This is a genomic window from Pluralibacter sp., from assembly GCF_019237635.1.
Classification (GTDB): Bacteria; Pseudomonadota; Gammaproteobacteria; order Enterobacterales; family Enterobacteriaceae; genus Enterobacter_B.
In genome coordinates this window covers 1-13,288 of the sequence record NZ_JAFAGS010000124.1, presented here as the reverse complement: position 1 = coordinate 13,288, position 13,288 = coordinate 1, and the positions used below count along the sequence as shown (strand labels likewise).

At 56.7% G+C, this 13,288-nt stretch carries 12 protein-coding genes; 4 read left to right on the top strand and 8 right to left on the bottom strand.

What is annotated here, in order from left to right; all coding sequences use genetic code 11:
• The coding region (locus tag JO226_RS14685) for a transglycosylase SLT domain-containing protein (protein ID WP_293602285.1) at positions 1–631 on the top strand (631 nt) is incomplete at its 5' end.
• Positions 632–678: 47 nt separating this feature from the next.
• On the opposite strand, the gene ssb1 is transcribed toward JO226_RS14685, so the two are convergent.
• Positions 679–1,215, bottom strand: a complete 537-nt coding sequence (ssb1, locus tag JO226_RS14680; protein WP_293602284.1) for a single-stranded DNA-binding protein SSB1 — start codon at positions 1,213–1,215, stop codon at positions 679–681.
• A 248-nt stretch (positions 1,216–1,463) separates the two neighbouring features.
• On the opposite strand from ssb1, the gene uvrA reads away from it, so the two are divergent.
• Entirely contained in the window at positions 1,464–4,289 is a 2,826-nt protein-coding gene (gene uvrA / locus JO226_RS14675) for an excinuclease ABC subunit UvrA (protein ID WP_293602283.1), read from the top strand.
• Here the strand turns inward: uvrA and JO226_RS14670 are convergent, their stop codons facing one another.
• The 5 genes from JO226_RS14670 to dnaB form a co-directional block, all read right to left on the bottom strand.
• Complete coding sequence (locus JO226_RS14670; protein ID WP_293602286.1) at positions 4,290–4,643, bottom strand: MmcQ/YjbR family DNA-binding protein; 354 nt, start codon at positions 4,641–4,643, stop codon at positions 4,290–4,292. It abuts the gene before it with no gap.
• Between the two features lie 138 nt (positions 4,644–4,781).
• A complete protein-coding gene (gene aphA, locus JO226_RS14665; RefSeq protein WP_293602282.1) occupies positions 4,782–5,498 on the bottom strand; it encodes an acid phosphatase AphA in 717 nt (238 codons plus the stop codon).
• Positions 5,499–5,698: 200 nt separating this feature from the next.
• Entirely contained in the window at positions 5,699–6,892 is a 1,194-nt protein-coding gene (gene tyrB / locus JO226_RS14660; RefSeq protein WP_293602281.1) for an aromatic amino acid transaminase, read from the bottom strand.
• A gap of 120 nt (positions 6,893–7,012) precedes the next feature.
• The gene (gene alr / locus JO226_RS14655; RefSeq protein WP_293602280.1) at positions 7,013–8,092 is read right to left on the bottom strand and encodes an alanine racemase; all 1,080 of its coding nucleotides are present in this window, start codon (positions 8,090–8,092) and stop codon (positions 7,013–7,015) included.
• 16 nt (positions 8,093–8,108) lie between these two features.
• Positions 8,109–9,524, bottom strand: a complete 1,416-nt coding sequence (gene dnaB, locus JO226_RS14650) for a replicative DNA helicase (RefSeq protein ID WP_293602279.1) — start codon at positions 9,522–9,524, stop codon at positions 8,109–8,111.
• 61 nt (positions 9,525–9,585) lie between these two features.
• Here dnaB and JO226_RS14645 point away from each other — a divergent pair, with 61 nt between their 5' ends.
• Positions 9,586–10,569, top strand: a complete 984-nt coding sequence (locus tag JO226_RS14645) for a quinone oxidoreductase (RefSeq protein WP_293602278.1) — start codon at positions 9,586–9,588, stop codon at positions 10,567–10,569.
• A gap of 216 nt (positions 10,570–10,785) precedes the next feature.
• Here the strand turns inward: JO226_RS14645 and pspG are convergent, their stop codons facing one another.
• Positions 10,786–11,028 (bottom strand): envelope stress response protein PspG, encoded by a 243-nt coding sequence (pspG, locus tag JO226_RS14640; RefSeq protein ID WP_293602277.1) that lies wholly within the window; start codon positions 11,026–11,028, stop codon positions 10,786–10,788.
• Positions 11,029–11,169: 141 nt separating this feature from the next.
• Positions 11,170–12,207: a tRNA dihydrouridine(20/20a) synthase DusA gene (gene dusA, locus JO226_RS14635; protein WP_293602276.1), complete on the bottom strand. Its 1,038-nt coding sequence runs from the start codon at positions 12,205–12,207 to the stop codon at positions 11,170–11,172.
• Between the two features lie 87 nt (positions 12,208–12,294).
• On the opposite strand from dusA, the gene JO226_RS14630 reads away from it, so the two are divergent.
• Positions 12,295–13,288: site-specific integrase (locus JO226_RS14630; RefSeq protein WP_293602275.1), on the top strand; the 994-nt coding region annotated here is incomplete at its 3' end.

Below are 13,288 nucleotides of genomic sequence, written 5' to 3'. Positions count from 1 at the left end.
TAATACCATCTTTCTGCGCTATCTGAAGGACGCTAAATACGTCAAAAATGCGGCGGCGGAGAAAGAACGGCGCAAATTCCTGGCGATGGTGGAGCTGTTCAAAAAGTACGGCAATGAGTATGACGTAGACTGGCTGCTGATGGCCGCCCAGGGCTATCAAGAGTCACGCCTTAACCAGTCCGTACGCAGCCCGGTGGGCGCCATTGGCGTCATGCAGATAATGCCGCGTACCGGTAAAGAGCTCAAAGTCGGTGATATCCACAGCCTGGATCCCAATATCCATGCCGGGGTGAAATATATGCGCTGGATGATAGACCAGTACTACGGTGATGAACCGATGACCCCTCTTGATAAGGCGCTTTTCTCGTTTGCTTCGTATAACGCTGGACCGGCGCGCATCGCCCGCCTGCGGGTAGAGACCCAGAAGCGCGGCTTTGACCCGAACGTGTGGTTCGGCAACGTCGAATATCTGGCTGCGGAAAAGATAGGCGCCGAGACGGTCACCTACGTCAGCAATATCTATAAGTACTACATCGCTTACCGGCTCATTATGGACGAACAGGCACGTAAGCAGAAAGCGGCGGAAGAATCCAAAAACAAGCTGACGACTGAAAAAGCAAAAACCCCGTAAACGGGGTCTTTGCGATGAAAGCGGACAATGACTGTCGCAGGGCTTTCTTAGAACGGGATATCGTCGTCGAAATCCATCGGCGGCTCGTTAGACGGCGCCGGAGCGGACTGCTGCTGCGGGCGAGACTGCGCGCCGCCGCTGAACTGGTTGCCGCCCTGCGGCTGCTGAGGCTGACCCCAACCGCCCTGCTGCTGGCCGCCACCCATGTTGCCGCCTGCCGGTGCGCCGCCGCCCTGACGGCCGCCCAACATCTGCATGGTGCCGCCCACGTTGACCACAACCTCAGTGGTGTACTTTTCCTGACCGGACTGATCGGTCCATTTACGGGTACGCAGCTGGCCTTCAATATAGACCTGAGAACCTTTACGCAGGTATTCGCCAGCGACTTCCGCCAGTTTGCCGAACAGCACAACGCGGTGCCATTCGGTCTGCTCTTTCATTTCACCGGTCGCTTTATCGCGCCAGGATTCGGAAGTAGCCAGCGTAATGTTGGCCACTGCGCCACCACTCGGCATATAGCGTACTTCCGGGTCCTGGCCCAGATTACCGACGAGAATCACCTTGTTTACGCCTCTGCTGGCCATGATCGTGTCTCCTGAATACGTTTCTTAATAGTGTAAACGCGTGAGTGTACCATTTCCACGCAGCATTTTAATAGCTGTGAGGCTCTTTCCAGAGATCTCTCGCCAACCAGGCATTGTTGCACAATTCCGCTGAAGATGCATTCCAATACTGTATATTCAAACAGGTCAAACTGTGTCATAATTTAGCCGTTTCTGCCGTTTGTCCTTCAAACAAACCAGGCATTCCGAGTCTCTACCGGGAAAGGTGAATGGATAAGATCGAAGTTCGGGGCGCCCGCACCCACAATCTCAAAAATATCAACCTCGTCATCCCACGCGATAAGCTGATTGTCGTGACCGGGCTGTCGGGTTCTGGCAAATCCTCACTGGCTTTCGACACGCTGTATGCCGAAGGACAACGTCGCTACGTTGAGTCGCTTTCCGCCTATGCGCGGCAGTTCCTGTCGCTGATGGAAAAGCCCGACGTCGACCATATCGAAGGGCTGTCGCCTGCGATTTCGATCGAGCAGAAATCCACGTCGCATAACCCGCGTTCCACTGTGGGGACGATCACCGAAATCCACGACTACCTGCGTCTGCTGTTCGCCCGCGTCGGCGAGCCGCGCTGCCCGGATCACGATGTACCGCTGGCGGCGCAAACCGTCAGCCAGATGGTGGATAACGTGCTGTCGCAGCCGGAAGGAAAACGCCTGATGTTGCTGGCACCGGTCATTAAAGAGCGTAAAGGCGAGCACACCAAAACGCTGGAAAACCTGGCAAGCCAGGGCTATATCCGCGCCCGTATCGACGGCGAGGTGTGCGATCTCTCCGATCCGCCGAAGCTTGAGTTGCAGAAGAAGCACACCATCGAGGTGGTCATCGATCGCTTCAAGGTGCGTGAGGATCTGGCGCAGCGTCTGGCGGAGTCGTTCGAAACCGCGCTGGAGCTTTCCGGCGGTACGGCGGTGGTCGCCGATATGGATGATCCGAAAGCGCACGAGCTACTGTTTTCCGCGAACTTCGCCTGCCCCATCTGCGGCTACAGCATGCGCGAGCTTGAGCCGCGCCTGTTCTCGTTCAACAACCCGGCGGGCGCCTGCCCGACCTGCGATGGTCTCGGCGTACAGCAGTATTTCGACCCGGACCGCATTATCCAGAACCCGGAGCTGTCGCTGGCAGGCGGCGCGATCCGCGGCTGGGATCGCCGTAACTTCTACTATTTCCAGATGCTAAGATCGCTGGCGGATCACTACAAATTCGACGTCGATGCTCCGTGGGGCAGCCTCAGCGCCCACGTACAAAAAGTGGTGCTGTACGGTTCCGGCAAGGATTCTATCGAGTTCAAATACATGAACGATCGCGGCGACACCTCCGTGCGCCGCCATCCGTTCGAAGGCGTGCTGCACAATATGGAGCGCCGCTATAAAGAAACGGAATCCAATGCGGTGCGCGAGGAGCTGGCGAAATTCATCAGCAACCGTCCCTGCACCAGCTGCGACGGCACGCGACTGAACCGCGAAGCGCGTCATGTGTTCGTGGAAAACACGGCGCTGCCGACCATCTCCGACATGAGCATCGGCCATGCGATGGACTTCTTCAGCAACATGAAGCTGTCCGGCCAGCGGGCAAAAATCGCCGAAAAAGTGCTGAAAGAGATTGGCGATCGGCTGAAGTTCCTGGTCAACGTCGGCCTTAATTATCTGACGCTGTCCCGTTCGGCAGAGACCCTCTCGGGCGGCGAAGCGCAGCGTATCCGTCTGGCAAGTCAGATTGGCGCGGGCCTGGTCGGCGTCATGTACGTGCTGGATGAGCCTTCCATCGGCTTGCACCAGCGCGACAACGAGCGCCTGCTCGGTACGCTTATCCACCTGCGCAACCTCGGCAACACCGTGATTGTGGTGGAGCATGACGAAGACGCCATCCGCGCCGCCGACCACGTGATCGACATCGGTCCTGGCGCGGGCGTTCACGGCGGCCAGGTGGTGGCAGAAGGGCCGCTGGACGCCATTATGGCGGTGCCGGAATCGCTGACCGGCCAGTACATGAGCGGCAAGCGCAAGATTGCAGTGCCGCAGCAACGCGTGGCGGCTAACCCGGAAAAAGTGCTGAAGCTGACCGGGGCGCGCGGCAACAACCTGAAAGACGTCACCCTGACGCTGCCGGTCGGTCTGTTTACCTGTATCACCGGCGTGTCCGGTTCCGGGAAATCGACGCTGATTAACGACACCCTGTTCCCGATTGCCCAGCGTCAGTTGAACGGCGCGACCATTGCCGAACCGGCGCCGTACCGCGATATTCAAGGGCTGGAGCATTTCGACAAGGTTATCGACATCGACCAGAGCCCGATTGGCCGTACGCCGCGCTCGAACCCGGCGACCTATACCGGCGTGTTCACGCCCGTTCGCGAACTGTTTGCCGGGGTGCCGGAAGCGCGCTCACGCGGCTATACGCCAGGGCGTTTTAGCTTTAACGTGCGCGGCGGACGCTGCGAAGCCTGCCAGGGCGATGGGGTTATCAAGGTAGAGATGCACTTTCTGCCGGATATCTACGTGCCATGCGACCAGTGCAAAGGCAAACGCTATAACCGCGAAACGCTGGAGATTAAGTACAAAGGCAAGACCATCCATGAAGTGCTGGACATGACCATTGAAGAAGCGCGCGAGTTCTTCGATGCCGTTCCGGCGCTGGCGCGTAAGCTGCAAACGCTGATGGACGTCGGCCTGACCTACATCCGTCTCGGCCAGTCGGCAACCACGCTCTCCGGCGGCGAAGCGCAGCGCGTGAAGCTGGCGCGCGAGCTGTCAAAACGCGGTACCGGCCAGACGTTGTATATCCTTGATGAACCGACGACGGGCCTGCACTTTGCCGATATCCAGCAACTGCTGGACGTGCTGCATCAGCTCAGGGACCAGGGCAATACCATTGTGGTTATCGAGCATAACCTGGACGTCATTAAAACGGCGGACTGGATAGTCGACCTTGGGCCGGAAGGCGGCAGCGGCGGCGGGGAAATCCTCGTCTCCGGCACGCCGGAAACCGTCGCGGAGTGCGATGCCTCGCACACGGCGCGGTTCCTGAAACCGATGCTGCAGTAATCACACCGAAAGCTGTTGCCTGACCTGTTCAGGTAACAGCTCTATCGCCTGCTGATACGAGGCATCCACCAGGTAGTAAATCTGTGAATCCGGCAGCGAGCCGTCCAGATAAACGGTGCTCCAGTACGCTTTATTGAGATGTTTGCTCGGTCGCACGTCGCTGTGCCGCTCACGCAGCAACTCCGCAAGTTCAGGGCTGGTTTTCAGCGATGCGGCCGGACGCCCCTCCACCTCTTTGACCATGGCGAACAGCACGTCGGAGACTTTAATCTGCGTTGCTTTCCAGTTACTGTGCACGCTCTGTTCCGCACCCGGTTTCGCCATGCAGTACTGCAATAGATCCGAATTGGTCATCATTTTCCCCTTGTAACGTCGCGGCACACCGCCGCAACCCGCACGGATGTCATTCAGATAAGTGTGCAGCAAGACGGGCAAAGGTGAAACCACATTGATTAAAAAAACGGCAACCTGCTGATTGCCGTTTTTTTATTGTCAGTATTCTGAGTTGACGATAACTTCTTCGCCGAACGCCCCGGCCATCGGCAGCGGCTTGTAGGTCGAGTTGGAGGCCCGCAGCACGCGGATCCCTCTTACGCCGACGTCATGCGCCGCCGTGATATCGTTATCCGAATCGCCGTAGAAGATTTTGATATTTTTCTCCTGCAGCCACTGGGTTTTAGTGTTCTGACCCGCTTTGTCGCCAGCAAAAATCACCGGGTTCATATTCGCCCCCGGGATCAGAAAATCATCCTGCAGGGTTTTCGATACGGTTTCGCTCTTCGTCTGGCTGCGGCCGGTGACGAAGTAGATGCTGTCGCCGCGTTTGACGTGCATCGAGATCAGCGCGCGCGCCACCTCTTTCGGGATACTGAACTCATCCCAGCCGTTGTTCATCTTGTCCCAGAACTCCGGGTTTTTCAGATAGGCGTCGCTTCCCGGAGAGTACGTTTTCTGGCCACGCCAGAAACCTGGGCTGGAAAACAGCACGGTATCGTCGATATCGAAACCCACCGCCATCGGTGGACGACCCACGAGACTATTTTCAATCTGAGCGATAGATACCCAGTGAATCGGCGCCTGTTCGGCGAGCTTCGCGACATTTGTCCCCGGATACAGCGGAGAAGGTGAAGAAGCATGGGCATCAACAACGGTGCTGTTTAGTGTAAATAATAAGCAAAAGGCGCTAAGCGCCAGCGTAATCTTGCGCATTGTTATCCCTAAATCATCAGATCGTTATTATTGTAAATGGGCGGTATTTTCACAAAGCGTTCTGACCATAACCGCTGAGCCACATGAAGGGAAGGAATATCTGGGAACAATGTTATAGAAAATGGAGATGATCACACTCAGTGTAGGGTTATTCATATTCCTCTCCCCGTGACAGGAAAGAGGAATATGTAAGTGAGCGCTTACATTACAGCCGCGAACGCCTGCGCCACGCGCTGCACGTTACCCGCGTTCAACCCGGCCACGCACATACGACCGCTGGCGATCAGATAAACGCCAAACTCGTCACGCAGACGATCGACCTGGGCAGCGCTCAGTCCGGTGTAGCTGAACATGCCGCGCTGTTTGAGCAGATAATCGAAGTTACCGTGCGGCACCGCCTCGCGGAGCACCTCGACCAGCGCCTGGCGCATAGCCAGAATACGGACGCGCATCGCCTCGACTTCTGCAATCCAGGTCGCTTTCAGCGCCGCATCGCTCAGCACTGCCGACACCACCTGCGCGCCAAAACTCGGCGGGCTGGAGTAGTTGCGACGCACCGTCGCCTTCAGTTGCCCCAGCACACGGCTCGCGGTATCACTGTCTTCACAGACCACGGACAGGCCGCCGACACGCTCGCCGTACAGCGAGAAAATTTTAGAAAAGGAGTTGCTGACCAGCACTGGCAGCCCGGCGCGAGCAATCGCGCGGATGGCATAGGCGTCCTCATCCATGCCGCTGCCAAACCCCTGATAGGCGATATCCAGAAACGGGATCAGATTGCGGTTTTTTAGCACCTCAATGACCGCATCCCACTGCGCGTTCGTCAGGTCGGCGCCGGTCGGGTTATGACAGCACGGATGCATCAGTACGATGTCCTGTTCCGGCAGGGTGTTCAGTTTTTCCAGCAGCGCGTCGAAGCGGACGCCGTTCGTCTGCGCATCAAACCAGGGGTAAGTATTTACGTCGAACCCGGCTCCTTCAAAGATGGCGATGTGGTTTTCCCAGGTCGGGTCGCTGACCCACACACGCGAATTCGGGAAGTAGCGCTTGAGGAAATCAGCGCCGATTTTCAGCGCGCCTGAGCCCCCCAGCGTCTGAATCGTGGCGACGCGATTTTGCCGGAGAACCGGGTGATCGTCGCCGAACAGCAGCGGCGCGATACCGTGGCGGTAAGTGTTCAACCCTTCCATCGGCAAATACAACGAAGCCCCGTGGGGCTGGGCATTGAGGCGAGTTTCCGCCTGCGCGACCGCCTGCAACTGAGGGATGATGCCGTCTTCGTTGTAGTACAGGCCAATGCTGAGATTCACTTTATCGGCCCTCGGATCGTCTTTAAAACGCTCCATCAGGGAAAGGATAGGATCGCCCGCGTAGGCGTCAACTTTTTGAAACACGAGAGGTTCTCCAGATTTACAGAAGGCAGGTGAATACCACAATAAACCGGATACGGGAGAAGATCGAGAGGATGTTGGGGGGGAATACCCTCTCCATGCAGAAGAGGGTAAATGCGCAGATTAGTCGACGTATCTCATCGCCACCCGCGACGTCAGGCGCGTAATAAGTTCGTAAGCACTCACTTTCGAGAGTTCCGATATGCGTTCCACCGGCAGCCCTTCGCCCCACAGCACGACCGGATCGCCCGCTTTGTCCTGCGCCTGCGGCCCGAGGTCAACGCAGATCATATCCATCGCCACGCGCCCAACGATCGGCACTTCGCGACCGTTAACCAGCACAGGGGTGCCTGATGGCGCCGCGCGCGGGTAGCCATCGCCATAGCCCATCGCCACCACGCCAAGGCGCGTATCGCGCGTGCTTTCCCAGGTGCCGCCGTAGCCAACCGGCTCGCCGGCTTTATGTTCACGAACGGCGATAAGGCTTGAAGTCAGTGACATCACCGGCTGCAGACCGAAATCCGGCCCCCATGGTTTGCTCTCCAGCGGTGAAACGCCGTACAGAATAATACCCGGACGCACCCAGTCGAAATGCGACTGCGGCCACAGCAGAATACCGCCGGAGGCAGCGATAGAGCGCATGCCCGGCTTGCCGTCGCAGAAGGTGTGAAACACGTCGAGCTGGCGTTCAGTCGCGCCGCATTCCGGTTCGTCGGCGCGGGCGAAGTGGCTCACGATGTTGACCGGTTGGCGCACGTTTTTACACTGACTCAGGCGCTGATAAAAAGCCCCGGCGTCTTCCGGACGGACGCCTAACCGGTGCATACCGGTATCCAGCTTCATCCAGACGGTGACCGGTTCCGGCAGCGTCGCCTGCTCCAGCGCGTCCAGTTGCTCCAGGTTATGCACTGCGGTGTGCAGGCGCTGTGCCGAGATAAGCGGCAAATCGCTGGCGTTGAAGAAGCCTTCCAGCAGGAGAATGGGCTGTGTTATCCCACCATCACGCAGGCGCAGCGCCTCTTCCAGACGGGCGACACCAAACGCATCGGCATCGGCCAGGGTACGCGCGGTCTCAAGAAGGCCATGTCCGTAGGCGTTCGCTTTCACGACCGCAACGAGCTTACTGGCGGGCGCCAGCTCACGCAGACGTTGCAGGTTGTGTCGCAGAGCGCGGCGATTAATGACAACAGTTGCCGCTTGCATTTGAATTCCTTAGAAATTACTCATCATCATATTGAGGTCCCGCATAGTTATCGAAGCGCGACCATTGCCCGTTAAAGGTAAGACGTACCGTACCGATCGGACCGTTACGCTGCTTACCGATAATGATTTCAGCGATGCCTTTCAGGTCGCTGTTCTCGTGATAGACCTCATCACGATAGATAAACATAATCAGGTCGGCATCCTGTTCGATGGAGCCAGATTCACGCAGATCCGAGTTGACCGGGCGCTTGTCGGCGCGTTGTTCCAGGGAGCGGTTCAGCTGCGACAGCGCCACCACCGGAACCTGCAACTCTTTCGCCAGCGCCTTCAGCGAGCGGGAGATTTCGGCGATTTCCAGCGTACGGTTTTCGGACAGCGACGGCACGCGCATCAGCTGCAGGTAGTCGATCATGATAAGCCCCAGACCGCCGTGCTCACGATAGATACGGCGCGCGCGGGAGCGGACTTCCGTCGGCGTCAGGCCGGAGGAGTCATCGATGAAGATATTGCGCTTATCCAGCAGAATGCCCATGGTGCCGGAAATACGCGCCCAGTCCTCGTCGTCCAGTTGCCCGGTACGGATGCGGGTCTGGTCCACACGCGACAGCGAGGCCAGGGAACGCATCATAATCTGTTCGGAGGGCATCTCAAGACTGAAGATAAGAACCGGTTTATCCTGCAACATTGCCGCGTTTTCGCAGAGGTTCATCGCAAATGTCGTCTTACCCATCGACGGACGCGCAGCGACAATAATCAAATCCGACGGCTGTAAACCGGCCGTTTTCTTATTCAGATCCTGATAACCGGTATCCACGCCGGTGACGCCGTCGTGCGGCTGCTGGAACAGTTTCTCAATACGGGCGACGGTGGCGTCGAGGATTTCGGCGATGTTCTGCGGGCCTTCATCCTTATTGGCGCGGTTTTCCGCAATCTGGAACACGCGGGATTCGGCAAGATCCAGCAGGTCTTCGCTGGTACGCCCCTGCGGATCGAATCCCGCCTCGGCGATTTCGTTCGCCACGGCGATCATCTCACGGACAACCGCGCGTTCACGGACGATATCGGCGTAGGCGCTGATGTTCGCCGCACTTGGCGTATTTTTTGACAATTCCGCCAGATAAGCGAAACCGCCGACGCTGTCGAGCTGTCCCTGACGCTCCAGCGATTCCGCGAGCGTGATGAGATCGATCGGGCTGCCGGTTTCCTGCAGGCGACCCATCTCGGTGAAGATATGCCGGTGCGGGCGGGTGTAGAAATCTTCCGAGACCACGCGCTCGGCGACATCATCCCAGCGTTCGTTATCCAGCATTAAACCGCCCAACACCGACTGTTCCGCTTCAATCGAGTGCGGCGGTACTTTCAACCCGGCGACCTGCAGATCGCGTTCGCGGGGTTCAGTCTGTTGTTTGTTGAAGGGTTTATTTCCTGCCATAGTGAATGGAGTTACCGAGATAAAGAGTGGGTCGAAAGATTACCACATTTCTGGAGGAATCATGGCAACACGAATTGAATTTCACAAGCATGGTGGCCCGGAAGTATTAAAAGCCGTGGAGTTTACCCCCGCCGATCCCGCCGAGCACGAGATTCAGGTGGAAAATAAGGCTATCGGCATCAACTATATCGACACCTATATCCGCAGTGGTCTCTATCCACCGCCGTCGCTACCAAGCGGTCTGGGGACAGAAGCCGCCGGGGTGGTGAGCAAGGTCGGCAGCGGCGTGAAGCATATCAAAGCCGGAGACCGGGTGGTGTATGCCCAGTCGGCGCTTGGCGCTTACAGTTCCGTCCATAACGTTCCGGCGGATAAAGCGGCTATTCTGCCGTCGGCTATCTCCTTCGAGCAGGCCGCCGCGTCGTTCCTCAAAGGGCTGACGGTGTTCTATCTGCTGCGCAAAACCTACGAGGTTAAACCGAACGAGCCGTTCCTGTTCCATGCAGCGGCAGGCGGCGTGGGGCTTATCGCCTGCCAGTGGGCGAAAGCGCTGGGCGCGAAGCTCATTGGCACCGTCGGGTCTGAGCAGAAGGCGCAGCGGGCGTTGCAGGCGGGCGCCTGGAAGGTGATCAACTACCGCGATGAGAACGTGCCGGAGCGGGTAAAAGAGATTACCGGCGGTAAAAAACTGCACGTGGTGTATGACTCCGTGGGCAGGGATACCTGGGAGATGTCGCTGGATTGCCTGCAGCGGCGCGGTCTGATGGTGAGTTTTGGCAATTCGTCCGGCGCGGTCACCGGCGTTAACCTCGGCATTCTGAACCAGAAAGGGTCGCTGTACGTCACGCGCCCTTCCCTGCAAGGCTATATCACCACCCGCGAAGAGCTGGCGGAAGCCAGTAACGAGCTGTTCTCGCTGATTGCCAGCGGCGTTATCAAAGTTGATGTCGCCAACGGCCAGAAATACCCGCTGGCGCAGGCGCAAAAGGCCCATGAAGTGCTGGAAAGCCGGGCGACGCAAGGCTCCAGCCTGCTACTGCCCTGAGGGATAAACGCGCAGAAAAGTTTAGGGCTTCCCGGAGGAAGCCCTTACTTTTTATCGTTCGGCTGTATGTAGGGTACAGCGCGATGAATTTAGTTAACGGGGTGATAGTGACAGATTTATGGCGACCTGCCTATGCCGCCTTGCGCAAAAGTTTTCAGGTTGTGACGCATCACGCAATACACGCAAGGTCCCCCAATAAGTCAACGACCTACGCGCTCAGTAGCGCCAGCGGTTATTGCGATCATACCGCGCCGCCTTCGGCGCGTTAATCGCCCGAATCACCCATACCACCGCCACCGCCAGCAACAACCACGGCAGCAGTTTGAGCGTGAGCGCAAACAGCCCGCCGATAAACATCACGACCGTCGCCACCACAATGGCGGCCAGGATCCCCAACAAAGAGACCCCCGTCACCAGTAACATGACAAAAAATCCAATGATAAACAGTAGCTCCAGCATGGTTTTCTCCCAACCTTGATAACGCGTTTCTGTTTACGCTATTACAAAAACCATGCCAAATATTAACCTATTGAATATCAAGAAAAACGCCCCGCAGATATCTGCGAGGCGTGGTGAATTTGACGATTAAGTAGTGAAAAATTAACGACGATTCGCCACCAGCTGTAGCGCCTGTTCCAGTACGTTGATGTCCGCACCGGCTTTATGGGCATTTTCACTGAGATAGCGGCGCCACTGCCGCGCGCCCGGAATCCCCTGGAACAAACCCAGCATGTGGCGCGTGATGTGTCCAAGATAAGTGCCGTTACTCAGCTCGCGCTCGATATACGGGTACATGGCGCGAACCACGGCGACCGGGTCGGCATCGGCCGCATCGGCGCCGAAAATCTCGCGATCCACCGTCGCCAGCATGCCCGGGTTCTGGTATGCCTCGCGACCAATCATCACGCCGTCCATATGCTGCAGGTGCCCTTGCGCCTCGGCCAGCGATGTGATGCCGCCGTTAATTGACATCGTCAGGTGGGGAAAATCGCGTTTCAGCTGATAGACGCGCGGGTAATCCAGCGGCGGGATCTCGCGGTTCTCTTTCGGGCTTAACCCGGACAGCCAGGCTTTGCGGGCGTGGATGATAAACATCTCGCACTCGCCGCGGCCGGAAACGGTGTTAATAAATTCGCAGAGGAATTCGTAGCTGTCCTGGTCGTCGATGCCGATACGGGTTTTGACCGTCACCGGAATCGACACCGTATCGCGCATCGCCTTCACGCAATCCGCCACCAGCTGCGCATTACCCATCAGGCAGGCGCCAAACATGCCGTTCTGCACACGATCCGAAGGACAGCCGACGTTCAGGTTGATTTCATCGTAACCGCGCGCCTGCGCAAGCTTCGCGCATTGCGCCAGCGCTGCCGGGTCGCTGCCGCCGAGCTGCAATGCGACCGGATGCTCCTCCTCGCTATAGGCCAGGTAATCGCCTTTCCCGTGAATAATCGCCCCGGTGGTGACCATCTCGGTGTACAGCAACGTCTGGCGCGACAGCAGGCGCAGGAAGTAACGACAATCCCTGTCCGTCCAGTCGAGCATAGGAGCCACACTAAACCGACCACTCCAGTGATTGTCAGTATCTCTAGGCATTACGCTGGTTTGGTTGGTTTTTATCATTTCAAGATTACCGTGCATTTTTTGACATTTGAGTATATTTTTCTGGTATCAGGTTCCCTCACAGGCTCCCATGCATATGGGGACCTGAAGTAACGAGATAACAGAATGGCATATTATAACATAGAGAAACGACTAAAATCTGACGGCACACCGCGCTATCGCTGCACTGTGCTGATCAAGGAAAAAGGCGTTATCACCTTCCGGGAAAGCAAAACATTTCCGAAACAAGCCCATGCGAAATCATGGGGGTCTCAGCGAGCAATGGAATTAGACCTCCATGGGGCTCCATCAACTGGAGACGCCGAAGGGGTTACAGTACGAGAACTTCTAAAAAAATATATCAACGACCCACAAGCGGGTGGCAAGGCCGGTCGAACGAAAACCTATGTACTTAATATGCTGGTTGATTGTGACATTGCCGCACCCCCACTCCTCTCCCTTTCGATAAACGATGTTATTGAGCATTGCAGGTTAAGAAGCAACGCTGGCGCAGGACCTGCGACAATAAGCCATGATGTTAGCTACCTCGGTAGTGTGCTTGATAGTGCAAAACCGGTATATGGCATTAACTACACAGCAAATCCAGCGAAAGAAGCCAGGCCGCACCTGCTAAAACTCGGCCTTATTGGTAAGTCGAACAAGCGCAGCAGACGGCCAGCATCTGAAGAACTCGACATGCTGATCGAGGGGCTAAAAGATCGCTCAGAACACAAAAGCGCGAAGATCCCTTTTGTCGATATCCTGAAGTTTTCCGTGCTTTCATGCATGAGAATTGGTGAGGTATGCAGACTCCGCTGGGAAGACATCGACGAAGCACAAAAATCCGTACTGGTAAGAGACCGAAAGGACCCGAGAAAAAAAGGAGGAAACCATATGAAGGTTGCCCTGCTTGGTGAAGCATGGGATATCGTTCAGCGCCAGCCAAGAAAATCGGAACTCATTTTCCCATATATTAGTAGTTCAGTAACAGCTGGATTCCAGAGGGTAAGAAGCAAGCTAGGGATTCAGGATTTACGATACCACGATATGCGAAGAGAGGGAGCCAGTAGGCTTTTTGAGGCAGGGTTTAGTATCGAGGAGGTTGCACAAGTTACAGGAC